Annotated in this window: 23 protein-coding genes and 2 tRNA genes; 13 read left to right on the top strand and 12 right to left on the bottom strand. The window is 71.5% G+C overall.

The window, feature by feature from the left end:
• Together PV410_RS40820 and PV410_RS40815 are read right to left on the bottom strand one after the other, a co-directional pair.
• On the bottom strand, positions 1-1,161 hold a 1,161-nt coding region (locus PV410_RS40820), incomplete at its 3' end, for a serine/threonine-protein kinase (protein ID WP_500331629.1).
• Positions 1,154-1,720 (bottom strand): DNA-binding protein, encoded by a 567-nt coding sequence (locus PV410_RS40815; RefSeq protein WP_500331628.1) that lies wholly within the window; start codon positions 1,718-1,720, stop codon positions 1,154-1,156. The genes PV410_RS40820 and PV410_RS40815, both read right to left, overlap by 8 nt.
• 111 nt (positions 1,721-1,831) lie before the next feature.
• Between PV410_RS40815 and PV410_RS40810 the strand changes: the two genes are divergently transcribed.
• The 3 genes from PV410_RS40810 to PV410_RS40800 all read left to right on the top strand — a co-directional run bounded on the left by PV410_RS40810 (position 1,832) and on the right by PV410_RS40800 (position 7,012).
• A tRNA-Ala gene (locus PV410_RS40810) sits at positions 1,832-1,904 on the top strand.
• A 97-nt stretch (positions 1,905-2,001) separates the two neighbouring features.
• Positions 2,002-5,340: an AfsR/SARP family transcriptional regulator gene (locus PV410_RS40805; RefSeq protein WP_500331626.1), complete on the top strand. Its 3,339-nt coding sequence runs from the start codon at positions 2,002-2,004 to the stop codon at positions 5,338-5,340.
• A gap of 70 nt (positions 5,341-5,410) precedes the next feature.
• On the top strand, positions 5,411-7,012 hold the full coding sequence (locus PV410_RS40800; RefSeq protein ID WP_500331624.1) for an MFS transporter: 1,602 nt from the start codon (positions 5,411-5,413) through the stop codon (positions 7,010-7,012).
• Positions 7,013-7,105: 93 nt separating this feature from the next.
• On the opposite strand, the gene PV410_RS40795 is transcribed toward PV410_RS40800, so the two are convergent.
• Complete coding sequence (locus tag PV410_RS40795; RefSeq protein ID WP_500331622.1) at positions 7,106-7,873, bottom strand: DUF5324 family protein; 768 nt, start codon at positions 7,871-7,873, stop codon at positions 7,106-7,108.
• A 218-nt stretch (positions 7,874-8,091) separates the two neighbouring features.
• On the opposite strand from PV410_RS40795, the gene PV410_RS40790 reads away from it, so the two are divergent.
• Both PV410_RS40790 and PV410_RS40785 read left to right on the top strand, forming a co-directional pair.
• A complete protein-coding gene (locus PV410_RS40790; protein WP_499516890.1) occupies positions 8,092-8,619 on the top strand; it encodes a peptidylprolyl isomerase in 528 nt (175 codons plus the stop codon).
• Between the two features lie 71 nt (positions 8,620-8,690).
• Positions 8,691-9,545 (top strand): rhomboid family intramembrane serine protease, encoded by an 855-nt coding sequence (locus PV410_RS40785; RefSeq protein WP_500331620.1) that lies wholly within the window; start codon positions 8,691-8,693, stop codon positions 9,543-9,545.
• Positions 9,546-9,786: 241 nt separating this feature from the next.
• On the opposite strand, the gene crgA is transcribed toward PV410_RS40785, so the two are convergent.
• Positions 9,787-10,041, bottom strand: a complete 255-nt coding sequence (gene crgA, locus PV410_RS40780; protein WP_089229113.1) for a cell division protein CrgA — start codon at positions 10,039-10,041, stop codon at positions 9,787-9,789.
• Between the two features lie 196 nt (positions 10,042-10,237).
• Between crgA and PV410_RS40775 the strand changes: the two genes are divergently transcribed.
• From PV410_RS40775 to PV410_RS40750, 6 genes are all read left to right on the top strand, one after another.
• Positions 10,238-10,945 (top strand): DUF881 domain-containing protein, encoded by a 708-nt coding sequence (locus PV410_RS40775; protein WP_500331619.1) that lies wholly within the window; start codon positions 10,238-10,240, stop codon positions 10,943-10,945.
• A gap of 2 nt (positions 10,946-10,947) precedes the next feature.
• Positions 10,948-11,667, top strand: coding sequence for a class E sortase (locus tag PV410_RS40770; RefSeq protein ID WP_500331618.1), 720 nt, complete (start codon positions 10,948-10,950; stop codon positions 11,665-11,667).
• A 41-nt stretch (positions 11,668-11,708) separates the two neighbouring features.
• Positions 11,709-11,885 carry a hypothetical protein gene (locus tag PV410_RS40765; RefSeq protein WP_499512872.1) on the top strand — a complete coding sequence of 59 codons (177 nt, stop codon included), beginning with the start codon at positions 11,709-11,711 and terminating at the stop codon, positions 11,883-11,885.
• Positions 11,882-12,517, top strand: a complete 636-nt coding sequence (locus tag PV410_RS40760; RefSeq protein ID WP_354792929.1) for an aminodeoxychorismate/anthranilate synthase component II — start codon at positions 11,882-11,884, stop codon at positions 12,515-12,517. Before PV410_RS40765 ends, PV410_RS40760 begins: the two co-directional genes overlap by 4 nt.
• A gap of 4 nt (positions 12,518-12,521) precedes the next feature.
• Positions 12,522-14,012 carry a class E sortase gene (locus tag PV410_RS40755; protein WP_500331616.1) on the top strand — a complete coding sequence of 497 codons (1,491 nt, stop codon included), beginning with the start codon at positions 12,522-12,524 and terminating at the stop codon, positions 14,010-14,012.
• Positions 14,013-14,082: 70 nt separating this feature from the next.
• Positions 14,083-14,769 carry a class E sortase gene (locus tag PV410_RS40750; RefSeq protein WP_499516889.1) on the top strand — a complete coding sequence of 229 codons (687 nt, stop codon included), beginning with the start codon at positions 14,083-14,085 and terminating at the stop codon, positions 14,767-14,769.
• A 96-nt stretch (positions 14,770-14,865) separates the two neighbouring features.
• On the opposite strand, the gene pknB is transcribed toward PV410_RS40750, so the two are convergent.
• The 6 genes from pknB to PV410_RS40720 all read right to left on the bottom strand — a co-directional run bounded on the left by pknB (position 14,866) and on the right by PV410_RS40720 (position 22,856).
• Complete coding sequence (pknB, locus tag PV410_RS40745) at positions 14,866-16,845, bottom strand: Stk1 family PASTA domain-containing Ser/Thr kinase (protein WP_500331614.1); 1,980 nt, start codon at positions 16,843-16,845, stop codon at positions 14,866-14,868.
• A 151-nt stretch (positions 16,846-16,996) separates the two neighbouring features.
• A complete protein-coding gene (locus PV410_RS40740; protein ID WP_500331612.1) occupies positions 16,997-18,460 on the bottom strand; it encodes a peptidoglycan D,D-transpeptidase FtsI family protein in 1,464 nt (487 codons plus the stop codon).
• Positions 18,457-19,845: an FtsW/RodA/SpoVE family cell cycle protein gene (locus PV410_RS40735; protein ID WP_499512868.1), complete on the bottom strand. Its 1,389-nt coding sequence runs from the start codon at positions 19,843-19,845 to the stop codon at positions 18,457-18,459. Before PV410_RS40735 ends, PV410_RS40740 begins: the two co-directional genes overlap by 4 nt.
• A 25-nt stretch (positions 19,846-19,870) precedes the next feature.
• Positions 19,871-21,421 carry a PP2C family protein-serine/threonine phosphatase gene (locus tag PV410_RS40730; protein WP_500331631.1) on the bottom strand — a complete coding sequence of 517 codons (1,551 nt, stop codon included), beginning with the start codon at positions 21,419-21,421 and terminating at the stop codon, positions 19,871-19,873.
• Positions 21,422-21,478: 57 nt separating this feature from the next.
• Positions 21,479-22,000 carry an FHA domain-containing protein gene (locus PV410_RS40725; protein WP_499512867.1) on the bottom strand — a complete coding sequence of 174 codons (522 nt, stop codon included), beginning with the start codon at positions 21,998-22,000 and terminating at the stop codon, positions 21,479-21,481.
• Positions 22,001-22,010: 10 nt separating this feature from the next.
• Positions 22,011-22,856, bottom strand: a complete 846-nt coding sequence (locus PV410_RS40720; protein ID WP_500331610.1) for an FHA domain-containing protein — start codon at positions 22,854-22,856, stop codon at positions 22,011-22,013.
• A 364-nt stretch (positions 22,857-23,220) separates the two neighbouring features.
• Between PV410_RS40720 and PV410_RS40715 the strand changes: the two genes are divergently transcribed.
• Positions 23,221-23,304 (top strand) — tRNA-Leu (locus PV410_RS40715).
• Between the two features lie 192 nt (positions 23,305-23,496).
• On the opposite strand, the gene PV410_RS40710 is transcribed toward PV410_RS40715, so the two are convergent.
• Both PV410_RS40710 and PV410_RS40705 read right to left on the bottom strand, forming a co-directional pair.
• Positions 23,497-24,105, bottom strand: coding sequence for a hypothetical protein (locus PV410_RS40710; protein ID WP_500331609.1), 609 nt, complete (start codon positions 24,103-24,105; stop codon positions 23,497-23,499).
• Between the two features lie 545 nt (positions 24,106-24,650).
• On the bottom strand, positions 24,651-25,172 hold the full coding sequence (locus tag PV410_RS40705) for a MarR family winged helix-turn-helix transcriptional regulator (RefSeq protein WP_500331607.1): 522 nt from the start codon (positions 25,170-25,172) through the stop codon (positions 24,651-24,653).
• Positions 25,173-25,332: 160 nt separating this feature from the next.
• Between PV410_RS40705 and PV410_RS40700 the strand changes: the two genes are divergently transcribed.
• A complete protein-coding gene (locus tag PV410_RS40700) occupies positions 25,333-25,908 on the top strand; it encodes a TerD family protein (protein WP_431959002.1) in 576 nt (191 codons plus the stop codon).
• Positions 25,909-25,961 lie beyond the last annotated feature (53 nt).

Raw genomic sequence — 25,961 nt, 5'->3', positions numbered from 1 at the left:
GGTCAGACCGAGCGCCGCCATCTGGTGCGCCCCGGCCTTGCCGTGGCCCGGGATGGGGCGGTAGCCGACGACGGGCAGGCCCACGGCGGCGGCGGCAGCGGCAGCGGCGGCCACCGGGGCGCCGGCACCCGCCACGGTGGCCGTGTACGGACGCGTGGGCGCCGGGGTGACCGGCGCTTGCGTCGGCAGTGTGGGCGGCGTCGGAGCCGTCGCGGCGGGCCGCGGGGCGGGTGCGGGCGGCGGCAGGCGGAAGCTCCCGGTCCCCTCCACGGACGGCGCCGGGTCCACCGGTCCGTCGGGGGAGAAGCCGGCGGGCAGCGGCCCGATCTGGTCGAAGACCTCGACGGCCTCCTCGTCCGGCTCGGGGTCCGGCAGCAGCTCCACCGCCGCCGCCAGGGCCTTGCGGGCCCCCGCGGCGGTGCGGAAGCGGGCTTCCGGGTCCGGCTGCAGCAGGGTGCCGATCACCTCCCACAGCGGGCCGGGGACGCCCTGCGGGGCCCGGGGCATGCCGTGGACGTACTGGGTGACGATCGCCTCCGCGTCGGGCTTGCTGCCGCCCAGCAGGTAGAGCGCGACCAGCCCGGTCGCGTACAGGTCGGCGGGGAAGTCGGGCTCGGCGCCGAGCAGCTGTTCCGGGGCGAAGTAACCAGGGGTGCCCACGACGTAGTTGGCCGCGGTGAGCCGGGGCTCCCCCTTGCGCATGGCGATGCCGAAGTCCGACAGACGCAGGTGCGGGCGCCCGGTGCCGGTCGCCTCCATCAGGAGGTTCGCGGGCTTGATGTCCCGGTGCACCACGCCCTCGGCGTGCACGGCCGTCAGGCCGGACAGCAACTGGTCGAGCAGGCCGCCGACGTAGCGCGCCGGCAGCGGGCCGTAGTCGCCGATGAGGTGCGACAGCGAGCCGCCGCGCACCAGGTCCATGGTGAACAGCACCTTGTCGTCGTCGGCCGCCCAGCTGGTGGGGGCCAGGACGTGCGGGTGGTCGATGCGCAGCGCCTGCTCCCGGACGAAGCGCAGCAGGGCGTGGGCGTCGCTCTGCAGCAGCACCTTGGCCGCCACGTAACGTCCGCGCCGCCGGTCCCAGGCGCGCCACACCGCGCCCACCCCGCCGCGCCCGACCGGATCGACCAGTTCGTACCGGCCCGCGAAGACCTCACCCATGGCGTGCGTCCGCCCCCTGCTTCCGCGCCTCGTAGTCCCGGACCGCCGCGTCGGACGGCCCGGCGCCGTACACCCGGAGGAACTCTGCCAGTTGGGGGTGGCGGTGGGCGAGGGAATCGGCCGCCTCGGCGATCTCGGCGGGCGAGGCCACCCCGTGCAGCAGCGAGCGGATCTCGTGGACGACCCTGCGCGCGGGCGGCAGCGGCGCTCCGGTCGCGCTCTGGGTGGTGCCGAGCAGGGGTGAGCCCTCAGAACCGCGGATCTCCTCCATCCGCGGCACGGCGTCCGCCGCGGCCACCGTCCCGCCGGACACCTCCGCGGCGAGCTCCTGCAGCGCCTGGAGCCGCTGCACGACCGCGGGATTGCCGATCTTCGCGCGCTGCCCGCTCATCAACTGGGAGAGCATCGGCGCCGACAGCCCCAGCACCCCCGCCAGCCGCGCCTGGTTGAGCGCCAGGGTCTCCATGAGGCGGCGGAACAGCACGCCGAGCGGCTCGCCGTACCAGGTGCGCTGCATGTCCTGGACGCGGGTGGTGGCGTCCGGCTGCGAGCTGTCCATTGCGGGCTCCTGACGGGGGACCTTTGCGGCCGCGAACTTGCCCGTCATCCTACGGACCCCCGATACTCGGTCGGTGATCCTCTCCGCAGCCGGTACGCTGGTCTGCGGCACGGGGCCTTAGCTCAGTTGGTAGAGCGCCGTCTTTGCATGGCGGATGTCAGGGGTTCGACTCCCCTAGGCTCCACACCGTCCGACCGGGCCGGGAACCTCATGGAGGTCCCGGCCTGTCGTGTTCCCGGGGTCCGGTGCCGGCCGCGGACCCGTACGGCAGAATCGGCGGCGTGCGGTTCGGCATTCTGGGGGAGACGAGAGCGCTGCGGGACGACGGGGGCACCGCCGCCGTCGGAGGCCCGGGCCGGCGGGCGCTGCTGGCGATGCTGCTGCTGGAGCCGGGCCGGATCGTCGGCACCGAGCGGCTGATCGACGGGCTGTACGGGGACGAGCCGCCGGCCGGGGTCGGCAACGCGCTGCAGTCCCAGGTCTCGCGGCTGCGCGCGGCCGTCGCCGTGCCCATCGAGCGCCATCCGGGCGGCTACCGGCTGGTGGTCACCCCTGACGAGGTGGACGTGCACCGCTTCGAGCGGCTCGCGGCCGAGGGGCGGGAGGCGCTGGCCGCGGGTGAGCCCGGGCGGGCCGCGGGCCTGCTGCGCGGTGCGCTGGACCTGTGGCGGGGCTCGGCCCTGGCGGACGTGGGCGACGCGCCCTTCGCGCGGGCGCAGGTGGCGCGGCTGGAGGAACTGCGGATCGCGGCGGTGGAGGACCGCATCGCGGCCGAGCTGGCGCTGGACGCACGGCACCACCAGGAACTCGTCGCCGAACTGCAGGAACTGGTCACCCGGTACCCGCTGCGGGAACGGCTGCGCGCCCAGTTGATGCGGGCGCTGTACGGCTGCGGCCGCCAGTCCGAGGCGCTGCGGGTGTACGAGGACGCACGGCGTGAACTCGCCGAGTCCCTCGGCGCCGACCCGGGTCCGGAACTGGCGGAGGCGCATCTGGCGGTGCTGCGCGGCGAGCCGGTGCCCGCCCGTACCGCGCCTGCCGCGGTCACCGGGGGCACCGAAGGCGTGCCGGATGCCCGGTCTTCGGGTGTTTCACGTGAAACATCGTCCGCCGGGAGTCCGTCCGCGCCGCTCCGCCGGCACGCGCTGCCCGCCCAGCTGACCAGCTTCATCGGCCGTGAGCAGGAGCTGGCACGGATCGGGGCGCGGCTCGGTGACGCCCGGCTGGTCACCCTGATCGGCCCGGGCGGTGCGGGCAAGACCCGTACCGCGGTGGAGGCGGCCGGGCGGCACACGGGAGAGGTCTGCTTCGTGGACCTCTCCGGGCTGACCCACGGCTCCGAGGTGCCGCAGGCGATCGCGGGGGCCCTGGGCCTGCGGGAGGCGGGTCTGCTCCCCGGGGCCGCCGGGCGGGAGGCCGGGGGGCCGGAGGGCTCGCCGCTCGCCCGTCTCACGGCCGCGCTGACCGACCGGGACGTGCTCCTCGTGCTGGACAACTGCGAGCACCTGATCACCGACGTCGCCCGCATCACCGCGGAGCTGCTGGCCGCCTGCCCGCGGGTGCGGGTCCTGGCGACCACCCGGGAGGCGCTCGGCGTCAACGGCGAGACGCTCTGCCCGCTCGAACCGCTGCCGCTGCCGGCCCCCGGCGCGCCCGAGGAGGACGTGCTCGGCTCCCCCGCCGTCCGGTTGCTCCTCGAGCGGGCCGCCGCCGTGAGTCCGTCCGGCAGGCTGCCCGACGCCGAGGAGGCCGCCCGGATCTGCCGGGCCCTGGACGGCGTCCCGCTCGCCATCGAGCTGGCCGCCGCCCGGCTGCGGTCGTTGTCCGCCGCCGACGTCGCCGACCGGCTCGGTGACGTGCTCGCCGGGCCCGGCGACCGCTTCCGGTTGCTCTCCCGGGGCAGTCGCACCGCGCAGCCCCGTCAGCGGACCCTGCGCGGGGTCGTGGACTGGAGCTGGGAGCTGCTGCCCGAGGACGAGCGCACCGTGCTGCGCCGCGCCTCCGTCTTCGCCGGGGGCTGGACCCTCCCGGCCGCCGAGGCGATCTGCGCGGGACCCGCGGCCGGCCCGGCGGACGGCGACGCCATCGACGCCGAGGACGTGCTCGACCTGCTCGCCTCCCTCGCCGACAAGTCGCTGGTGGTGGTGGACCGTCCGGACGGCGACGGAGGCGGTGTGCGCTACCGGCTGCTCCAGACCATCAGGGCGTACGCCGCCGAACGCCTCGCCGAGGCGGGCGAGTCGGAGGCGCTGCGCCGGGCGCACGCGGCGTACTTCCTCGACCTGGCGCTGACCGCCGACCCGCGGCTGCGCCGGGCCGAGCAGCTGGAGTGGCTGGGCCGGCTCGCCGCCGACCACGACAACCTGCACGCCGCGCTGGGCGGTTCGGTGGCCGCGGGCGACACCGCCGTGGCGCTGCGGCTGCTCGCGGCCCTGTGCACGTACTGGATGCTGCGCGGCATGCGCTACGAGGGTGCCCGGCCCGCCCGTGAGTTGCTGGCGGTGACCGGGCCCGGCGGGCCGCCGGGGCTGGCGGAGGAGTACGCGCTGTGCGTGATCACCGCCGCCTCCGTCACCGCGGACCAGGCCGAACTCGCCGTCCACCTGGCGGCCGCCACGGACGTCGTCGCCGGGCTCGGTGGCATGGCCCGCCGCTACCCCGTGCTCAACCTGCTCTGGGCGCCCTTCGCCGGAGTGCCGGACGACGAGACGTACGCCCGGTACGCGGACGGCGCGGCGAGCCTCGTCGAGCCCTGGCAGCGGGCCCTGGTCCACGTCGGCTCGGGGTTCCACGCGTGGATGGTCGGCGGTGACATCGCCGCGGCCGAGACGGAGTTCGACCGGGCCCTCGCCGGGTTCCGCGCCCTGGGCGACCGCTGGGGGGCCACCATGGCCCTCACACAGCTGGCCTGGCTGTCCGGCTCCCGCGGTGACGTGGCGCGGGCCGTGGGGCTGATCGACGAGGCCCTCGGTCACGCCGCTGAGCTGGGCGCCACCGAGAGCGTCGCCGAGCTGCTCGGCGAACGCGGCAGGTGCGGCCTGCGGGCGGGACGGTACGAGCAGGCCCGGGCCGACTTCACGCGCGGGCTGGAGCTCGCCCGCGGTTGCGGCGCCCGGGAGATGTTCGCCGGGGCCCACCTGGGCCTCGGCGAGTGCGCCCGGCTGACCGGGGACCTCGCCGAGGCGCGGCGGCTGTCGGGGCTGGCCCTGTCCGAGTCCCTGGACGGCTGGTACACCGGCGAGAGCGCCCGTGCCGAGGCGCACATCGCCCTCGGCAGGATCGCCCAGGAGGAGGGCGACACCGTCCGCGCCCGCGGGCACTTGCGCGAGGCCGCGGGTGTGGAGCACGGGGCCCGCGACCTGCCGCTGGCGGCGAACCTCGCCGACGCCTTCGCCGGCCTCGCGCTCGCCGAGGGCGACCCCGCACGGGCTGCGGAACTGCTGGGCGTGGCAAGTGCGCTGCGCGGCACCGAGGTGCCGGCCGGTCCCGACGCCGCCCGCACCGAGGGCGCCGCACGGGCCGCCCTCGGCGACCCGGCCCACCAGGAGGCCTACGCGCGCGGTGCGGGACTCCCCGCCGACCGGGCGCTGCGGGCACTGACCGGGCTGACCACGCGCTGACCGGGCCCGGGCTGCCGCCGGTCAGCGCACGGTGCGCGGCCGGTCAGCGCCCGCGCGCACCGTGTCGGTCATGACGAATCCCGCACGCACACACGACGCCGCGGCCGTGACGCCCGCGGCCCCCGCCCGCCATCGCTGGGCCGCACTCGCCGTCTGCTGCCTGGCCGCCATGCTCCTCGGCATCGACAACAGCGTGCTCAACTACGCCATCCCGTCGCTGCTGAAGGACATGGGTCCGTCCGGCACCGAGATCCTGTGGATCTCCGACGTCTACGGCTTCGCCATGGGCGGCCTGCTGGTCGTCATGGGCAACCTCGGCGACCGGCTCGGCCGCAAGCGGATGATGCTGCTGGGCGCCGCCGCCTTCGGCGTGGCCTCGCTGCTCACCGCCTACGCACCGAACCCCGGGGCGCTGATCGCCGGCCGCGCGCTGCTCGGCGTCGCAGGGGCGGCGATGGTGCCCTCGACGCTCTCCGTCGTACGCCACGCCTTCACCGACGCCAAGGAGCGCACCACGGCCATCGGGATCAGCAGCGGCATCGCCGCCGCGAGCTTCGCGCTCGGCCCCGTGGTCGGCGGTCTGCTGCTGGACCACTTCTGGTGGGGCTCGGTCTTCCTGATCAACGTCCCGCTCATGGCGGTCGTCCTCGTGGCCGGCGCCCTGGTGCTGCCGGAGTCCCGCAACCCCCGGCCGGGACGGCTGGACTGGATCGGCGTGCCGCTGTCGGTCGTCGGTGTCGTGGGCGCCATCTACGCCGTCAAGGAGGGTTTCCGGGACGGCGTGGACCATGCGCCGGTCTGGATCGCCGCGGCGATCGGGACGGCGGCCCTGGTGCTGTTCGCCCGCCGCCAGGTGCGGGTCGAGGAGCCCCTGATCGACCTGCGGCTGTTCCGCAACCCCGCCTTCAGCGGCGCCGTCGGCGCCAACCTGGTCATGATCTTCGCCTCGTCCACGCTGTCGCTCGCCTTCTCCCTGTACTTCCAGGTCGTCCGCGGCTGGTCTCCCTTCACCGCGGGGCTGGCGCTGCTCCCCGGCCCGCTGGCCGCGGCCTTCGCCGCTCCGCTGGCCACCGCGCTGATCCCGCGGCTGGGCCGGGCGCGGGTGGTGGCCCTCGGCCTGGTGCTGCTGGCCGCGAGCACGGCGGTGCTCGGCCGGCTCTCCACGCCCGGGACGCCGTACTGGGAGCTGCTGGCGCCGCTGGTCGCCAACGGCGCGGGCATCATCCTGATCGTCTCGGTCACCAACGACACGATCCTCGCGAGTGCCCCCAAGGAGCGGACGGGCGCGGCCGCCGCCGTCTCGGAGACCGCCATGGAGATGGGCGGTTCGCTGGGCATCGCGGTCCTCGGCTCGCTGCTCGGCGCGGTCTACCGTGAAGCGCTCGCCCTTCCCGCGGGACTGCCCGCAGGTGCCGCGGACGCCGCCCGCGAGTCGGTGGGCGGGGCCGCCGAGGCGGCCGCCCGGGTGCCGGGGGCGGACGGGGCCGCGCTGCTGGCGGCCGCGAAGGACGCCTTCTGCCACAGCGTCCAGGTCACCACCGTGGTGGGGGCGGCGCTGCTCGCGGTCGGCGCCGTCGTGGCGCTGTACGCCCTGCGCGGGGTGCCCGCGCAGATCGCCGACCCAGAGGCCGAGGAGGAGGTCCTGCCGCTGCCTGCGCCTTCCGGACGGTGACGGGTGCGTACGGCAGGAGGGCGGCGGGACCCGTCACGGGTCCCGCCCTCCTGCCGGTCGTGTCGCACCGCCGCCGGTGTCCGGACCGTCACGTCACGGGTGGGTGTCCCCGTGGTCGCGGCGGTCGTCGGCGTCCGACTCCGCCTGCTTGGCCTGTACCTCCGGGTCGAGCGCGTCCACCGGCGAGCCGTCGACCTTGCCGAACGAGGCGTCGGCCCCGACGCCGCCGTTGAGGGAGGCGCGGTCGGCGACCTCGGTGGCGGGCGCGGGCTCCACCAGCCAGTCGGGGTTGGTCTGCTTGCTCCACCACTTCCACGCCGCGAAGCCGGCCCCGGCGACGAGGCCCGCCAGGAGCAGGCCCTTGGCGAACCGCCCGTTGCGGGCCCGGCGCTCGCGGCGGCGCTCCAGCTTGCGGATGTCGTCCGCCGTGACGTGGCTGCGCAGCACGGCGACCGCGGCGGCGCTGCGGGCGGCCGCCTCCTCCGCGGCCGGGGCCGCGACGCTGCGCACGGTGGTCACCGCCTGGCCCATCCGCGGCGCTGTGAACTCCGCCGCCAGACGGGCGCTGTCACGGGTGCGCCGGGCGGCGGTCCCGACCTTCTGCTGGACGCCCGGCGGCACCGCCGCCAGGGCCTGGTCGAGACGCGCCGCCAGGTGCGCGTCGTACTGCGCCCGGGCCGCCGCGCGGGCCTGCCGCCCGGCCGCCGACACCCGGGGTGCCAGGTAGAGCCTGGCCTCGTCCGTGTAGTGCGCGGCGTTGAGCTTCGCTGTGTCGGCGTACGGCGCCACCACGTCCGCGGCGTGCCGCACGCTGACCCTCGTCCTCTCGGCTGCGTCGCGCACGCTGTCGATGCGGGTCACGAGAACCTCCTCCTCGGTGGCGTTCGGTTTTCGCCTTTCCACCCGGTTTGAAATCATGCCCGCCGTCGCGGGGTACGGCATGTGCGTACGGGCATCCGGGTCAAGGGGAGCCGTCACCGACGATGCCACCGGATGACCTGGGGCGCGACAGTTGCGTGCGGGAAGGCGTGACGTGCGAGGATTTGCCCCTGTCAGTGAGGACTATGGAAGGCAAGATCGTGGCCGAGCAGCTCTACGCCACCCTGAAGACCAACCACGGGGACATCACCGTCCGGCTGCTGCCGAACCACGCGCCCAAGACGGTCAAGAACTTCGTGGAGCTCGCGGAGGGGACCCGTGAGTGGACGGACCCGCACACCGGCCGGACCTCCCACGAGCACCTCTACGACGGCACGGTCTTCCACCGGGTCATCTCCGGCTTCATGATCCAGGGCGGCGACCCGCTGGGCAACGGCACCGGCGGCCCCGGCTACCAGTTCCCCGACGAGTTCCATCCGGACCTCGGTTTCACCAAGCCCTACCTCCTGGCCATGGCGAACGCCGGCCCGGGCACCAACGGCTCGCAGTTCTTCATCACGGTCGCCCCGACGGCGTGGCTCACCCGCAAGCACACCATCTTCGGCGAGGTCACCGACCCCGCCAGCCAGAAGGTCGTGGACTCCATCGCGACCGCCCCCACCAACCCGCGCACCGAGCGTCCGCTGGAGGACGTGGTGATTCAGAGCGTCGTGATCGAGCGTCGCTAGGGTCCCGGGAACCCGAACGCCCCGCCCGTGCGTATGACGGGCGGGGCGATTCCGCTGCGAAGGGCTGACACATGACCGACCAGGCCGTCCGCTGCTACCGGCACCCGGACCGGGAGACCGGCATCCGCTGTTCCCGCTGCGAGCGGCCGATCTGTCCGGAGTGCATGATCAACGCGTCGGTGGGCTTCCACTGCCCGGAGTGCGTGCGGGAGGGCCGTCGTGCGGCCCAGGCCGCCGAACCCCGCACGGTGGCGGGCGGTTCGGTCGCCGGGGACCCCCGGCTGGTCACCAAGATCCTGATCGGGCTGAACCTGCTGGTGTTCCTGCTCGCCAAGGTCGAGGGCAAGCAGTTCGTCACCGAGCTGGGGCTCTTCGTCCCGTGCTACGCCCCTGGCACCGCGGTGTGCGGCGTGGCGGGCGGGCCGGGCGAGTGGTACCGGCTGGTGAGCTCGATGTTCCTCCACGAGGACTTCGCGCACATCGCCTTCAACATGCTCTCGCTGTGGTGGATCGGCGGCCCGCTGGAGACGCTGCTCGGCCGGGCCCGCTACACCGCGCTCTACCTGGTCGCGGGGCTGGGGGGCGGCGCGCTGGTGGTGCTGCTGGCCCCGGAGACCCTGACCTTGGGTGCCTCGGGCGCGATCTACGGGCTCTTCGGCGCCACGGCCGTCTTCGTGAAGCGGCTGCGGATGGACATGCGGCCCGTCCTGATCCTGCTCGGGCTGAACCTGCTGTTCACCTTCACCTGGGGGAACATCAGCTGGGAGGCGCACATCGGCGGTCTCGTCACCGGGGCGATCATCGCCGTCGCGATGGCGTACGCGCCCCGCTCGCGCCGGGCGCTGGTCCAGTGGGGGACGTGCGTGGCGATGCTGCTCGCCGTGGCGGTCACGGTGTGGGCCGGGGTCGCGAATATCTCCGGCTAGGCCGTAACGCGCAGCGTTGATCAGACGTTATCCACAGAGAGGCGGAGGCCTCCTGTGCATCCTGTGGGCGAGCCGTGCGCGTGCCCCTACACACCGTGTCTGACCTGCAAGATCAACGAAAGACCGGTGGTCCGTACATCGGACCACCGGTCACACCGGTGTCAACCGGCTGGCGGTTATCCACAGATCATGCGACCTTTTCAACACTGTGGATGACGCCTGTGGATAACTGTGCGATCTGCTACTTCCACTGCGTGGACACGACGAACCCGCCCGCGATGAAGCCGAAGCCGACGGCGATGTTCCAGTTGCCCAGCTGCTCGATCGGGAAGCTGCCCTGCGTCACGTAGAAGACCACGATCCAGGCCAGGCCGACGAGGAACAGTGCCAGCATGAGCGGAGCCACCCAGCCGCGGCCGGACTTCAGCTTTATGGGGGTGGTCTTCTCCGGGGGCGGAGTGAAGTCGGCCTTCTTGCGGATCCGTGACTTCGGCACGAGGGACTCTCCTGTCGATGCGCTGCGTAACCGCGCGTGTGACGTCTTGTATGAGCGGCCCGACGGCAGGGGGGCCCACGCCTCCGGGCGTCCGTTAGCGTAGTGCTTCCGCGGGTTGGAAGGAGATAAGGCTACGGTGAGCAATCCGGTGGACGCCTCCCCGGGCCCCCGATCCGCCCGGTCTGTGGTGCTTCGTGTGCTCAGCGCCGGGGTCTTCGCGATGGCCGGTCTGCTGTTCTGGATGAGCTTCGACACCGCCAAGGGCCTGGACATCCGCACCGACGACCCGCTGCTGCGCCTGTCGGACCGTGTCCAGGAGAAGAGCCGGCAGAACGAGCAGCTGGAGAACGAGCTCGCCGGGGTGCGCGAGGACGTCGACGGACTCGCCCACACCGACAGCGGCGTCAGCGACGCCACGCGCAAGGAGCTGGCGCGGCTCGGCGCCGAGGCCGGCACCCTGAAGCTCGCCGGTCCCGCCGTCTCCGTCACCCTGAACGACGCGCCGCCGGACGCGACGGCGCTCGTCCCGGGCGTGCCGAATCCGCAGCCGAACGACCTCGTGATCCACCAGCAGGACCTGCAGGCCGTGGTCAACGCCCTGTGGGCGGGCGGCGCCTCCGGCATCAAGGTGATGGACCAGCGGCTGATCTCCACCAGCGCGGTGCGCTGCGTCGGCAACACGCTCATCCTGCAGGGCCGCGTCTACTCCCCGCCCTACACCATCACGGCCGTCGGCGACCAGGAGAAGCTGCACAAGGCGCTCGACGCCAGCCCCGCGATCCAGAACTACCTGCAGTACGTCCAGGCCTACGGGCTCGGCTGGAAGGTCGAGGACGAACGACGGGTGACTCTTCCCGGCTACTCCGGCACAGTGGACCTGCAGTACGCCAAGCCTGTGGGGTGATCATGCGCCTGGTGGTGCGGACGCTGAGCGAATTGTGCATCACCGTGGGCGCGCTGATCGTGCTCTTCGTCTGCTACGTGCTGTTCTGGACCGGCGTACGGGCGGACCGCGCGATGGACGGGGAGCTCGACCGGCTGCAGGACCGCTGGGCGACCGGGCCGGTCGCCGCGGCCGCCCCGTCCCCCGAGGGCACGGGCGCTGCCACCCCCTCGGCGTCCCCTTCCCCGTCGGGGCCGGCCGCGGCGCCGTACCGGGACGGCACGGCCTTCGCGGTGATGTACGTCCCGCGGCTGGGCCGTTCCTGGCACAAGCCCGTGCTGGAGGGGACGGGCACCGGCACCCTGAAGAAGGGCCTCGGCCACTACGCGGACACCGCCCGGCTCGGCGCCGTGGGCAACTTCGCCGTCGCCGGCCACCGCCGCACCTACGGCGACCCGTTCAAGGACTTCCCCAGGCTGCGCAAGGGCGACGAGGTCGTCCTGACCGACGGGCGCACCTGGTACACCTACGAGATCGACCGCGCACCCTACCGCACCGTCCCCACCGACGTCGCTGTGATCGATCCCGTCCCGGAGAAGTCCGGGTACACGGTTCCCGGCCGCTATCTGACCCTGACCACCTGCGATCCCGAGTGGGGCCACAGCCACCGGCTCATCACCTGGGGGCACCTGGAATCCACACGGCCTGTGGAGGACGGTATGCCGGAGGGTTTGTCGGGCTAATCTTGGGCGAGGCACGGGCACGGAGGGCAGGAAGGCGGCGCATGTACGGCTGGATCTGGCGGCATCTGCCGGGCAACGTGTGGCTGAAGGCACTCATCTCGCTGGTGCTGGTCCTCGCCACCGTCTACGTGCTCTTCCAGTACGTCTTCCCCTGGGCGGAGCCGCTGCTGCCGTTCGGGGACGTGACCGTCGACGAGGGGATGGCAGCCGTCAGATGAGCGCACGCATCCTCGTCGTCGACAACTACGACAGCTTCGTCTTCAACCTGGTCCAGTACCTGTACCAATTGGGCGCCGAGTGCGAAGTGCTCCGCAACGACCAGGTGGAGCTCGCCCACGCCCAGGACGGCTTCGACGGGGTCCTGCTCTCCCCCGGGCCCGGCACCCCCGAGGAGGCCGGTGTCTGCGTCGACATGGTGCGCCACTGCGCCGCCACCGACGTCCCGGTCTTCGGGGTCTGCCTCGGACTGCAGTCCATGGCGGTGGCGTACGGCGGTGTGGTGGACCGGGCGCCGGAGCTGCTGCACGGCAAGACCTCCCTGGTGACCCACGAGGGCCGCGGGGTCTTCGCGGGGCTGCCGACGCCGTTCACCGCGACCCGCTACCACTCGCTGGCGGTCGAACGGGACACGGTGCCGGAGGAGTTGGAGATCACCTCCTGGACGGAGAACGGCATCATCATGGGACTGCGGCACCGCAGCGCCCGGGTGGAGGGCGTCCAGTTCCATCCCGAGTCGGTGCTCACCGAATGGGGGCACCGGATGCTCGCCAACTGGCTGGTGGAATGCGGCGACAAGGGCGCCGTCGAGCGTTCCGCGGGCCTCGCGCCTGTGGTCGGAACCAGGGCGTGACTGCGTGACCGCGCATCGGCACTTCGGTGACACCGCCGAATTCGCCGCCGTGGTGGAGCAGTTGGCCGACCCGCTCAACGACCCGCTGCCCAGCACCGGGCGCCGCGCGGCCCGCCCCGCCCAGGAGTCCGGCACGGACTCCGGCGCGGACTCCGGCGCGGAGCCCGCCGCGGCGCCACCTGCGCCGCCCCCCATGACGCCGCCTGCGCCGCCGTCCGCGACCGCGCAGCCGGTCACCCCCCAGGCCGCGGTGCCGGGCCAGCAGGTGTACGAGCAGGGACAGGGACAAGGGCAGGAGCAGGCGTACTACGGGTCCACGAGGCCCGCCTACGAGCCGCAGCCGGCCGACCCGTGGCCCTCCCGGCCGTCGTCCGCGCCGGGCCCCGAGGAGCCGCCCGAGCCGCGCCCCCGGCACGGAGGGCCGCCCGAGCAGCCGTACGCCGAGGGGTTCAGGGCCGTCCGGCGTCCGCTCACCGACGCGGAGCGTGCCGCCGCGCGCCGCCGGGTCGCGGGCGCGCCCGGCGACACCATGGCGATGCCCGTGGTGACCGGGGCCGAGCCGGAACGCGAGCCGGAGCAGGACCGGGAGGAGATCCCGCAGCCGCCCTCCGGCGTCCCGGCGCCCGAGGGCGGCGGACGTGCCGCCCGCCGGAAAGCGGCCCAGGAGGCCGCACGGCGCGGTGGCAGGGGACGGAGGCGTTCCGGTACCCCCGAGGCCCCCCAGGCCGCCACAGGGGCCGTCACGGCCCCCATGGCGTCGACACCGGCCGCACCCAGGTCCCGCATGGAGGCCCGGCGCGCCGCGCGCGCGGCCAAGGAGAGCCCCGCGGTGATCGCCAGCCGGGTGGCCGGCGAGGTGTTCATCACCCTGGGCGTGCTGATGCTGCTCTTCGTCACCTACCAGCTGTGGTGGACCAACGTCCTCGCCCACCAGCAGGCCGGCGGCGCCGCCAACAACCTGCAGAAGCAGTGGCAGGGCGAGAAGGACCCGGCCCGCGACCCCGGCGCCTTCTCGCCCGGGCAGGGCTTCGCGATCATGTACATCCCGAAGCTGGACGTGAAGGCGCCCATCGCCGAGGGCGTCGACAAGCACAAGGTGCTCGACAAGGGCATGATCGGCCACTACTCCGGCGACCTGGAGACGGCCATGCCCTGGGACAAGCAGGGCAACTTCGCCCTCGCCGCCCACCGCAACAGCCACGGCGAACCGTTCCGCTACGTCAACAAACTGGTGGCGGGGGACAAGGTCGTGGTCGAGACGGAGAGCACGTACTACACGTACGAGATCACGAGCACGCTGCCCTCGACCCCGCCCTCCAACATCTCGGTGATCAAGCCGGTCCCCGACGGATCCGGCTTCACCAAGCCCGGCCGCTACATCACACTGACCACGTGCACACCGGAGTTCACCAGCAAGTTCCGGTTGATCGTGTGGGGCAAGATGGTCGAGGAATGGCCGCGCAGCAAGGGCAAGCCGCCCGCCTTGGTCGGCTGAGCCAGGTACGGACGTACAAGGATCGGGGCAAGTGGTGACGACCACCCAGCACGACCGCGCCCGGGAAGCCGTGCCCGACCGGCACCGGCTCTCGTGGTTCGCCGCCACCGTCAGCCTGATCGGTGAACTCCTCATCACCGCGGGCGTGATCCTCGGGCTCTTCGTCGTCTACTCCCTTTGGTGGACCAACGTCCTCGCCGACCGCGCCGCCAAGCACGAGGGCGATGCCATAAGGCGCCAGTGGGCCGACAGCGCCCCGGGCAAGCTCGACACCAAGGGCGGCATCGGCTTCCTCCACGTCCCCGCCATGGGCAGGAACTACGAGGTCCTGGTGAAGAAGGGCACCTCCACGAAGGTGCTCAACGAGGGTGTCGCCGGTTACTACACCGAGCCCGTCGAGTCCGCCATGCCCGGGGACAAGCAGGGCAACTTCACGCTCGCCGCGCACCGCGACGGCCACGGCGCCAAGTTCCACAACATCGACAAGATCAAGAACGGCGACCCGGTCGTCTTCGAGAACCGCGACACCTGGTACGTCTACAAGGTCTACAAGGTGCTCCCCGAGACCTCGAAGTACAACGTCGAGGTGATCGACCAGATCCCGAAGGAGAGCGGCAAGAAGAAGGCCGGCCGCTACCTCACGCTCACCACCTGCACCCCGGTCTACACCTCGCGCGACCGCTACATCGTGTGGGCCGAACTCGTCCGTACCCAGAAGGTGGACGCGAAGCGGACGCCTCCGGCGGAGCTGGGCTGACGCGCAGGAGCCGCCCGCACGGGCAGGGGACGCAAACGGAAGGGGCCGCGGACGTGATGTCCGCGGCCCCTTCCGCCGTTTCCGGTGCGTTCGGCGTCAGCCGCCGTTGCCTCCGTTGATGAAGCCTCCGCCGCCGTTCTGGTCCGGGGCGAAGACCGTCAGGATGTCACCCGGCTTCATCTGGGTGCCCGGCTGCGGATTCTGGTTCCGGACGATGGCGTTCGGGTCCTGCGACGAGCCGGGGGCCAACTGCAGCGTCACGCCGAATTCCTGCGCGATGCCGTTGACCTGCGCGACCGTCATGCCCTTCAGGTCGGGGATCGCGTTGGTGGACGGCGGCTTCGCGATGATCAGGGTGACCGTCTCGCCCGCCTTGATCGTGCTTCCGGCCGTCGGGTCGGTCCGGATGACCGTGCCCTGGGCGTGGTCGGCGGACTCCTCCTGGGTGCTGGTCACCTTCAGGCCGTCGGCTTGGAGGATCTGAGTGGCCTCCGCCTGGGTCTTGTTGCTCACGTCCTTGATCGTGACCTCTTCGGGCGCCACGGCCACGGTGAGCGTGATCGTCGAACCCTTGTCCCGCTTCGCGCCGCTCTTGGGGTCCTGCTTGAGGACCGTGCCCTCTTCCTCGCTGGAGGTCTTGGACTGCTTGTCGACCTCGAAGCCCTTTTCCTTCAGCTCCGCCTCGGCGTCCTCGAAGGAGTCACCGGTGACGTCCGGGACCTCGATCTTCTCTGCGCCCTTGGAGAGCTGCAGGGTGACGCTCTGGTCCTTGGGGATCTTGCTGTCGGCCTCGGCCGACTGCTTGCAGACGTGGTCCTTGGGCTGGTCGGCGCAGAAGATCGCCTCACCGAAGGTGATGGTGATCCCGCCGTTCGAGGCCCGGTCCTGGGCCTCGGACTTGGTGTCGCCGACGAACTGCGGGACGGACACCGTGTCGTTGCCGCTGCCGTTCCCGGAGAACAGCGCCTTGCCCATGAAGATCGCGCCGATCAGGACCAGGACGGCGGCGACGACCAGCAGGATCGTGGACGTGTTGCTCTTCTTCGGCTTGCGCCGGCCGTTGCCCTGGGGCTGGTCGTAGCCGTAGCCGCCGTCGTCCTCGCGCATGGGCGGCAGCATCGAGGTGCCGGCGTCCTGCTGGGGCGGGAGGGCCGTGGTGGGTGCGTCGTTGCCGTAGCCCCCGTAGCCGCCGCCGTTGTAGCCGACGGCGCCCAGGGCGACCGTGGCGGCGACGGGCTGGCCGTCGAGGCAGGCCTCGATGTCGGCGCGCATCTCGTCGGCGGACTGGTACCGGTAGTCCGGGTCCTTGGTCAGCGCCTTGAGCACGATGGCGTCCATCGAGGGCGTGACCTCGGGGTCGTAGACGCTCGGCGGCTGCGGCTCCTCGCGCACGTGCTGGTACGCCACCGCGACCGGGGAGTCGCCGACGAAGGGCGGCCGCACGGTGAGCAGCTCGTAGAGCAGGCAGCCGGCGGAGTACAGGTCGGAGCGCGCGTCGACGGTCTCGCCCTTGGCCTGCTCCGGGGAGAGGTACTGGGCGGTGCCGATCACGGCCGCGGTCTGCGTCATGGTCATGCCGGAGTCGCCCATGGCGCGGGCGATGCCGAAGTCCATGACCTTGACCTGACCGTTCCGGGTCAGCATCACGTTCGCGGGCTTGATGTCGCGGTGCACGATGCCGGACCGGTGGCTGTACTCCAGGGCCTGGAGGATGCCGATGGTCATCTCCAGCGAACGCTCCGGCAGGAGCTTCCGCCCGGAGTGGAGCAGCTCACGCAGGGTGGAGCCGTCCACGTACTCCATGACGATGTACGGGATGGAGACCCCGTCGACGTAGTCCTCGCCGGTGTCGTAGACCGCGACGATCGACGGGTGGTTCAGCGAGGCGGCCGACTGGGCCTCACGGCGGAACCGGGCCTGGAAGGACGGATCGCGGGCGAGGTCCACCCGGAGCGTCTTCACGGCGACGGTGCGGCCGAGCCGGGTGTCATGGGCGATGTACACCTCGGCCATGCCACCGCGGCCGAGCACCGAGCCCAGCTCGTACCGGCCGCCGAGGCGACGCGGCTCTTCCATAGCGCTTGCCCTTCCTAAACCGTCCGTGTGGCTGCTCGGGCATACCGTACCCGCCGCCGCGTGCCGATCCCGGCCCTCGCCGGTAGCCGATACACGACCGGTACCGCGACGTGCGACATAGCGCACATCCATGGATACGGTGTGACCGGCATCACTTGTTCAGCACGGCCTCCATGACGCTCTTGGCGATCGGCGCGGCGAAGCCGCCACCGGAGATGTCGCCGCGGTTCGCGCTGGCGTCCTCGACCACGACGGCGACGGCCACCGGGGAGCCGCTGTCCGTCTTCGCGTATGAGATGAACCATGCGTAAGGCTTCTCACTGTTGTCGACGCCGTGCTGGGCGGTACCGGTCTTGCCACCGACCGTGACGCCCGGGATCTGGGCGTTGGTGCCGGTGCCCGACTGCACGACGGTCTCCATCATCTGCTGGAGCTTCTGCGCGTTCTCCGCGCTGAGCGGCTGCGAGAGCTCCTCGGGGCTGACGCTGTCCACGAGCTTGTTGTTCGAGCCGCGGAGCTCGCTCACCATGTACGGCTTCATCAGCTTGCCGTCGTTGGCGATCGCCGAGGCCACCATCGCCATCTGCAGCGGGGTGGCGGCGGTCTCGAACTGGCCGATGGACGACAGTGCCGTCTGGGGCCTGTCCATCTTGGTGGAGAAGTTGCTGGCCGCCACGCGGACCGGGACGAACTGCTCCTCGTTGAAGCCGAACTTCTCGGCCTCCTCGACCATCTTGTCGCGGCCGAGGGTCGCACCGAGCTTGCCGAAGACGGAGTTGCACGAGACCCGCAGCGCCTCCCTCAGGGAGACGTTCTTGCAGGCGATGCCGCCCTCGTTCTTCAGTTCCTGGTGGTTGGTGTCCGGGAGGATGTACGGCACCTCGGAGTCGGTCGGCTCGTCGATGTCGTCGTACAGCCCGTCCTGCAGCGCCGCGGCCGCCGTGACGACCTTGAACGTGGAGCCCGGCGGGTAGGTCTGCCGCAGCGCCCGGTTCAGCATCGGGTCGTCGGGGTTGTTCTTCTTCTGCAGGGCGTTCCAGGCCTCGCTGTCCTTCTGCGAGTTGCCGGCGAAGGATGAGGGGTCGTACGAAGGCGTGCTCGCCAGGGCCAGGATGGCCCCGGTCTTCGGGTTGATGGCCGCGACCGCGCCCTTCTTGTTGCCCAGGCCCTCGAAGGCCGCCTTCTGGGCGGCGCCGTTGAGGGTCGTGACGACGTCGCCGCCCTGCTTCTGCCTGCCGGACAGCACGTCGACGGTGCGGGTGAAGAAGAGCCGGTCGTCGTCACCGGTGAGGATCTTGTCCTCGACGCCCTGGAGCAGGGTCGTCCCGAAGGCCTGCGAGGCGTAGCCGGTGACCGGCGCCCACATCTTCCCGTTCTTGAAGGTGGCCTTGTACCTGAAGTCGCTGCCCGTGGTCTCGGTGTGGCCGGTGATCGCCTTGCCGTCGACGAGTATGTCGCCGCGCGGCGTCGCGTACTGGTTGATCGTGACCCGTCGGTTGTTCGCGTCGTTCTTGAGCTCGTCGGCCTGCACGAACTGGATGTAGTTCACCCTGACGAGCAGGGCGAGCACGAGCAGTCCGCAGAAGATGGCGACTCGGCGCAGGGGCTTGTTCACTGGGTCCGCACCACCTGGGTCGGTTCGGCGTCGGGGGACGAGGCGGGGGTCGGCGCCGGTCGGCGCGCGGTGTCGCTGATTCTCAGCAGGATGGCCACCAGGGCCCAGTTGGCGATCACCGAGGAACCGCCCTGTGCCAGGAACGGCATGGTCATGCCGGTCAGCGGGATGAGCCCGGTGACACCGCCGGCCACGACGAACACCTGGAGCGCGAAGGCCCCGGACAGGCCGATCGCCAGCAGCTTGCCGAAGGGGTCACGGGCGGCCAGCGCGGTGCGGGCGCCGCGCTCCACCAGGAGTGCGTAGAGCAGCAGGATGCCCATCAGGCCCGCCAGGCCCAGTTCCTCCCCGACGGTGGCCAGGATGTAGTCGCTCTTGGCCGCGAAGCCGATGAGCCGGGAGTAACCCTGGCCGAGACCCGATCCGAACAGGCCACCGGAGCCGAAGGCCCACATGGCCTGCGCGGGCTGGCTGGCGCCCTGGCCGGCCTCGACGGTGCGGAACGGGTTGAGCCAGTCCTCCACCCGGCTGTGGACGTGCGACTCGAAGCTGCCGACGACCACCGCGCCGCCCACGGACAGCAGCAGACCGAACACGATCCAGCTGGTGCGCTCGGTGGCGACGTAGAGCATGATCACGAAGAGGCCGAAGAAGAGCAGCGAGGTGCCCAGGTCGGTCTCGAAGACCAGGATGAGGATGCTGAGGGCCCAGATCACCAGGATCGGGCCGAGGTCACGGCCGCGGGGCAGGTACATCCCCATGAAGCGGCGGCTGGCGAGCGCGAGCGCGTCCCGCTTGACCATCAGGTAGCCCGCGAAGAACACCGCGATGATGATCTTCACGAACTCACCGGGCTGGATGGACATGCCCGCGATGGTGATCCAGATCCGCGCGCCGTAGACCGGCGGGAAGAACACCGGGAGGATCAGCAGGACCAGCGCCACGACCATCGAGATGTAGGTGTAGCGCTGCAGGATGCGGTGGTCCTTGAGGAAGACCAGGACGCCGAGGAAGAGCGCGACGCCCAGCGTCGACCACATCAGCTGCGTCGGCGCGGAGGAACCGCCGGGGAGCGTGGGCTCCTGGTCCAGCCGCCAGATGAACACCAGGCCCATGCCGTTCAGCAGGGTGGCGATCGGCAGCATCAGGGGGTCCGCGTAGGGGGCGAACTTGCGGACGACCAGGTGCGCGACGAGGGCGATGGCGCCGAGGCCGAGGCCGTACGCGAGCATGCCGGCGGGCAGGGTGCCCTTCTTCGCCAGCCCGACGTTCGCGTACGCGAAGACCGGGATCAGGACCGCGAAGACCAGGAGCGCGAGCTCCGTGTTGCGGCGGCTCGGTGCGCCGACGGATGTGATGGTCGTGGTGTTCGTGACAACGCTCATGCTGGACTGACGCCCCTCCTGCTCACTAGCTGCCGCTGGGGCACTGTTGGGCCAGCGACTGGTCCTCGTCGGAGAGGGTGGGGCTGGTCGACGGGCTGCTGGAGGGGGTCGTGCCGGGCTTGGGGGAGCTGGACGCGTCGGGGGACGGGCTGCCGGTGGTCTTGCCGGTGGCGGTGTCCGCGCCCTTCTGCGCGTCCTTCTTGGCCTTCTCCGCCGCGGCGGCCTTGGACTTGTCGATGGCTTCCTTGGTCTGGCAGACCTTCGCCTGGTGCTCGAGCTCGTCCGCGGTCCGGCGCGCGTCGCCGAGTCCGCTGGCGGCGATCGTGGCCGTGACGTACTTGCGCTGGTTCTGCGGTAGGTACTTGAGTTCGATACCGGGGCGGTCCTCGTGGACCTTCGACAGGTTGACCCAGGCCAGCTTCTGCTCGATGCCCTGGTAGATCGCCGCGTGGTCGCCCTTGACGCCGACGTAGTACTGCGTCTGGGTCCAGCGGTACGCGCCGTACAGGCCGCCGCCGATGACACCGAGGACGACCAGCAGGATCAGCGAGCGCTTGAGCCACCGGCCGCGCTTGCGGGGCTTGCTCAGCTCCTCGTCCTCGAACGCGCCGAAGCCGCCCACGGGGGCGCTGACCTGCGGGTTCCCGCTGCCAGGCGGACCGAAGGCGCCGTCGGGGGCCGGCGGACGGCCGAGCTCGGAGGCGCGGCCGGCCGGGGTCTGCAGATGCCGCGGGTCGGACAGCGGCGAGTGGTGCCGGCTGTCGGCGACGGCGCCCACGACGACGGGGGTGTCGTGCAGCTGCACGGCGAGGGTGTCGCCGTCGTCGATGTCCAGGACGTCGGCGACGATGCAGGTGATGTTGTCGGGGCCGCCGCCGCGCAGGGCGAGCTGGATCAGCTCCTGCACGGTCTCGGCGGGCGCCTGGTACCCGGCGAGGGTGTCCTCGAGGGTCTGGTGGCTGACGACGCCGGACAGGCCGTCGGAGCAGATCAGGTAGCGGTCGCCGGCCCGGACCTCGCGGACCGACAGGTCGGGCTCGACCTGGCCGCGGCCGTCCAGGGCGCGCATCAGCAGCGAGCGCTGCGGGTGCGTGCCGGCCTCCTCCTCGGTGATCCGGCCCTCGTCGACGAGCCGCTGCACCCAGGTGTGGTCCTGGGTGATCTGGGTGAGCACACCGTCGCGCAGCAGGTACGCACGGGAGTCGCCGACGTGCACCAGGCCGAGCCGTTGGCCGGTCCAGAGCAGGGCGGTGAGCGTGGTGCCCATGCCCTCCAGCTGGGGGTCCTCCTCGACCATGACGCGCAGCTGGTCGTTGGCCCGCTGTACTGCGGTGGCGAGGGAGGTGAGGATGTCCGAGCCGGGGATGTCGTCGTCGAGGGGGACGAGCGTGGAGATCACCTCGGAGGAGGCGACCTCACCGGCGGCCTGGCCGCCCATGCCGTCGGCGATGGCGAGCAGCCGCGGGCCGGCGTAGCCGGAGTCCTCGTTGCCCTCCCGGATCATTCCCTTGTGAGAGCCGGCGGCGAAGCGCAGCGACAGAGTCATGCGCACCTCGCCCGTCGGCTCCGGGTACATCCGCACGCTGCCCACCCTCTCGCTCGCGCTCGCTGGCTGTGCTCGCCCATTGTGCGACTACTTCCGCAGCTCGATGACGGTCTTGCCGATGCGGATCGGGGCACCGAGCGGGATCGGGGTCGGCGTGGTGAGCCGGTTCCGGTCCATGAAGGTGCCGTTGGTGGATCCCAGGTCCTCGACGATCCAGTTGCCGTCGCGGTCCGGGTAGATCCTGGCATGGCGGCTGGACGCGTAGTCGTCGTCGAGCACGATCGTGGAATCGTGGGCCCGGCCCAGGGTGATCGTCTGCCCCTGGAGCGCGACCGTGGTGCCCGCGAGCGAGCCCTCGGAGACCACCAGCTTGGTGGGGGCACCGCGCCGGGCCCGGTTGTTGTTGTTCTGCTGCTGGCGGCCCTGCGCGGGCTGCGCCTGCTGGCGCTGCTGCGGCGGGCGGGACTGGGCCTCGCGGCGCCCGGCCGCGCGCTGGGTCACCCGCGTGCCGAACAGGTCGCTGCGGATGACCTGCACGGCCACGATGACGAACAGCCACAGTACGGCGAGGAAACCCAACCGCATGACCGTCAGGGTCAGCTCTGACATTGCCCCCGCTTCACCCTTCGGCTTGCCGGTACACGATGGTGGTACTGCCCACGACGATCCGTGAACCGTCGCGGAGCGTAGCGCGCTGGGTGTGCTGTCCGTCCACCACGATGCCGTTCGTCGACCCGAGGTCCACGACCGTCGAGGGCGATCCCGCCCTGATCTCGCAGTGGCGGCGGGACACACCGGGGTCGTCGACCCGGACGTCGGCCTCGGTGCTGCGGCCGAGCACGAGGGTCGGACGGGAGATCTGGTGGCGCGTGCCGTTGATCTCGATCCAGCGGCGTACGTTCATGCCGGCGCCACCGGGGGCCGTGGGGCCGCTTCCGGGGAGCCTGGTGACCGGCGCGGCGCCGGGCGGCGGACCGGCCGGCATCGGCGGCGGGCCCGCGGGGCGCTGCGGGGCCTGCGGCGGGTAGCCGTAGCCACCACGGCCGGCGGGGGGCTGTTGCTGCTGCTGGTACTGCTGCTGTTGCGACTCGCTGGAGGCGAGGGTGCGGCTGCGCACCCGGTACAGGCCGGTGTCGAGGTCGTCGGCCTTCTCCAGGTTCACCTTGATGTTGCCCATGAAGGTGTAGCGCTGCTGCTTGGCGTAGTCGCGCACCATGCCGGCGAGCTCCTCGCCGAGCTGGACGGCGTACGGGCTCAGCCGCTCGTAGTCGGAGGTGCTGAGCTCGACGATGAAGTCGTTGGGGACCACGGTGCGGTCCCGGTTCCAGATCGTCGCGTTGTTGTCGCACTCGCGCTGCAGGGCACCCGCGATCTCCACGGGCTGTACCTCGGACTTGAACACCTTGGCGAAGGTGCCGTTCACGAAGCCCTCGAGACGCTGCTCGAACTTCTTGAGTACTCCCACGGTGCACCTCCCTCCTCGAGGTCCTGCGGTTGCGCACGGCGGTCCGCCGTGGTCCTCCGGTCCGATCCTTCCGGTACTGCTTACTGATCGTATCCACGCACTGGGAAAACCGCTGGTTCCCCGATCGGTCCCACGGGACCGGTGTCAACAGTGCCATGGTCCGCGGCCGCTCCCCCACAGGGATGGTAGAGGCGGCTCATGCCAGTGTCCCGCAACAGAGGACGGTTCCCCTCGCTCGGGGGTGCCCGGAAACGGATGTGATTCCACCCTGAGCAGCGTGCTAATGTTCTCCGTGTCGGAAGGGGCTGACGCACCGGACGGGGAAGACCCCAAGGTGTGAAGGGATCCGGAAGACAACACCCATGCGCGGGTGGCGGAATAGGCAGACGCGCTGGATTCAGGTTCCAGTGCCCGAAAGGGCGTGGGGGTTCAACTCCCCCCTCGCGCACACAGTGGAGACGGGTCTCCGACCGTGACGAAAGTCGCAGTCGGGGGCCCGTTTCTCGTGCTGATCAAGGGGTCGGGCCGGCGGCTGGGGCGGTCGCCGCATCCCTCACGCGCTGGAGCCCTCTCGCCGGCCGCTTACGGTCGGCGAGAGGGCTCTTTCGTATGGGTGATGTGCACCTGTGAGGCGCGTCACTCAAGTGGCGGGTGTCAAGTGGCCCGTTGGCGTCCAGGTACCAAGGGGCTTCGTCTTGCGTCTGCGGTTGGTGCGCCTGATGGGGTGGTGTCCGCCGACTGCCAGGCTGTCCAGCCACGTCGTGATCTTCCGACGGTTGGCATGGGCGAGCTGGAGGACCAGGAGGATGGTCTGGGCGGCGACCCCTCGGATGGGCCGGGATCGTGAGGATTCGATGGTCTCGGCGAGCGGGCTGTTGGCGAAGCCGTTGAAGCCTTCGACGCTGTTGCGGAGGCGGAAGTAGATCTTCCGCCACTGTTCGCCGTGGTCCAAGGCCTGCCGGTGCTTGGCCCCTTCTTCTGGGGCGAGCGGGATGGCGCGCTGGCGGCTGACCTTGACAGGCCCGGTCGGACCGGGTTGTGGGTCGACCAGCGGGAGTTCGGAGTTGTTGGAGGCGCGGTCGTCGGCCAGGTAGCCGGGCGTGTAGCCGCGCTCCCGGAGGCGACGGATGGTCTTCGGCCCGTTGTACGCGGGGCGCTCTCCCGGCTTGTCCAGGCAACTCGGTGCTGCCGCAGGGGCGGTTCGCGGTTGCGGCGGAGAGCCCGGCCGGGGCGCCGGTGCGGCATTCACCGCCGAAGAGGATCTCGCGTAGGCGCAAAAGACGGGTGCGCTAGTTGCCCCGGGTGCCTTTTCCCATTGGGGACAGCCAACAGCGATGAACCGTTCGATGACCTTGCGAGACAGCCAGATCTCCGCTGACGCAGGCAGGCCCTCGCGTGGCAGAAGAGCGCGAGCTGAGTGAGGGCGGTCAGCAGTTCCCGCAACCTCGGCGAAGGCATGGCCACCATCAGCCTGCCCACCGCCCTGGGGAGGCCTTCCCACGGGTGCGACCCGCGGTCTTTACGAGACGACGTCACGGAACGGGTCCGGGGACAGGGGCCGTCGTGCTCACCGGTGCAGTGGAAGCGGACGTCGCCGAGGTCCACCAGCCCGCACGAGACGTCGGTGCCGGCGGCACCGGGGTGGATCGCCTGGTCACCGAAGAGCGGCGCGGTGCTGCTGGCCCACCGGCAAGGGCAGCGTGGAGCTGACCGCCGCGAAGCTCGGGCTGGCCGGGGATCTCCCGCAGGTCGGCGGCTTCCAGCCGTCCTGACCGCCGCACGCCGGCGGGAGGGTCACCAGCCGGCGTGATGCGCGTCGCGCTGGCCGACGGGGGGCTCGCCGCCGGCCTCGGCGAAGGCCTGGAGGGCCTGGACGAGGTGGCGGCGTTGTCCTGCGGGCATCGCGTCGACGATGCGGGCGATCTCGGCCCTGCGGCGCTCCGTGACGTCGTTCACGGTGCGCCGCCCGGTCGCGGTCAGCGAGATGACGGTCGTGCGCCGGTCGGTGGGGGAGGCGTCGCGCGTGACCATGTCGATCGCCACCAGGCGGTCCAGCATGCGCAGCGCCGTGGAGGGCTGGACGCCCAGTTCGGCGGCGAGTTGCGAGAGGTTCAGCGCCCCGTGCGTCTCGAGGACGACCAGCATGCGCAGTTGCGGCAGGGTCAGTGCCTCCTCCACCGCGGCGAGCGAGCGGGCGGAGACCGCGACGAGGAGCCGGGACGCGGTCAGCAGGGCGCCGACCATCTCCTCGGCGGTGCTCCCGGGGTCGTCGGCGCCGGAGGGGGAGTCGGACGGAGCGCGGGAGCCGGTGGCCATGGGTCCTTTCTACCGTTCCCACGCCCGTCGTACGGGCGTGTACGGCACTCAGGTGAACGGGTGCGGCGCCGGGAACCCGCGGCCCCGGAGAGCCGTTGAGCGATTGGGCAAAGGAATCGTCAAGGGGCGCGGCCCGCGCCGGAATGAGCAGGGAGATCCCATGGGTGTCAGCCTTTCCAAGGGCGGCAATGTCTCGCTGACGAAGGAGGCCCCGGGACTGACCGCGGTCACCGTCGGTCTGGGCTGGGACGTCCGTACGACCACCGGCACCGACTTCGACCTCGACGCGAGCGCGCTCCTGGTCAACGCCGAGAGCAAGGTGGTCTCGGACAAGCACTTCGTGTTCTTCAACAACCTGAAGAGCCCGGAGGGCTCGGTGGAGCACACCGGCGACAACCTCACCGGCGAGGGTGAGGGCGACGACGAGCAGGTGAAGGTGAACCTGGCCACCGTGCCGGCCGAGGTCGAGAAGATCGTCTTCCCGGTGTCGATCTACGACGCCGAGAGCCGCCAGCAGTCGTTCGGCCAGGTCCGCAACGCCTTCATCCGTGTGGTGAACCAGGCCGACAACAACGAGCTCGCCCGCTACGACCTCTCCGAGGACGCCTCGACCGAGACGGCGATGGTCTTCGGCGAGCTGTACCGCAACGGCGCCGAGTGGAAGTTCCGCGCCGTCGGCCAGGGCTACGCCTCGGGCCTGCGCGGCATCGCGCAGGACTTCGGCGTCAACCTGTGAGCGTGGGGTAGCCGTACGCCCGGGCGGCCGGGCACGTACGACGACGGAGGGGC

The sequence above is a fragment of the Streptomyces sp. PA03-5A genome (assembly GCF_033792725.1).
Taxonomy (GTDB): domain Bacteria; phylum Actinomycetota; class Actinomycetes; order Streptomycetales; family Streptomycetaceae; genus Actinacidiphila.
The sequence above is the reverse complement of the archived record's forward strand: the minus strand, read 5'-3'. Positions and strand labels throughout refer to the sequence as shown.

Bases quoted from the DNA above. Each gene is read 5' to 3' on its own strand.
- PV410_RS40800 (WP_500331624.1), top strand. From the start codon at position 5,411: ATGACGAATCCCGCACGCACACACGACGCCGCGGCCGTGACGCCCGCG.
- PV410_RS40730 (WP_500331631.1), bottom strand. From the start codon at position 21,421: ATGTACCCGGAGCCGACGGGCGAGGTGCGCATGACTCTGTCGCTGCGC.
- PV410_RS40770 (WP_500331618.1), top strand. From the start codon at position 10,948: ATGCGCCTGGTGGTGCGGACGCTGAGCGAATTGTGCATCACCGTGGGC.
- PV410_RS40765 (WP_499512872.1), top strand. From the start codon at position 11,709: ATGTACGGCTGGATCTGGCGGCATCTGCCGGGCAACGTGTGGCTGAAG.
- PV410_RS40735 (WP_499512868.1), bottom strand. From the start codon at position 19,845: ATGAGCGTTGTCACGAACACCACGACCATCACATCCGTCGGCGCACCG.
- PV410_RS40815 (WP_500331628.1), bottom strand. From the start codon at position 1,720: ATGGACAGCTCGCAGCCGGACGCCACCACCCGCGTCCAGGACATGCAG.
- PV410_RS40725 (WP_499512867.1), bottom strand. From the start codon at position 22,000: ATGTCAGAGCTGACCCTGACGGTCATGCGGTTGGGTTTCCTCGCCGTA.
- PV410_RS40760 (WP_354792929.1), top strand. From the start codon at position 11,882: ATGAGCGCACGCATCCTCGTCGTCGACAACTACGACAGCTTCGTCTTC.
- PV410_RS40705 (WP_500331607.1), bottom strand. From the start codon at position 25,172: ATGGCCACCGGCTCCCGCGCTCCGTCCGACTCCCCCTCCGGCGCCGAC.
- PV410_RS40785 (WP_500331620.1), top strand. From the start codon at position 8,691: ATGACCGACCAGGCCGTCCGCTGCTACCGGCACCCGGACCGGGAGACC.
- pknB (WP_500331614.1), bottom strand. From the start codon at position 16,845: ATGGAAGAGCCGCGTCGCCTCGGCGGCCGGTACGAGCTGGGCTCGGTG.
- PV410_RS40700 (WP_431959002.1), top strand. From the start codon at position 25,333: ATGGGTGTCAGCCTTTCCAAGGGCGGCAATGTCTCGCTGACGAAGGAG.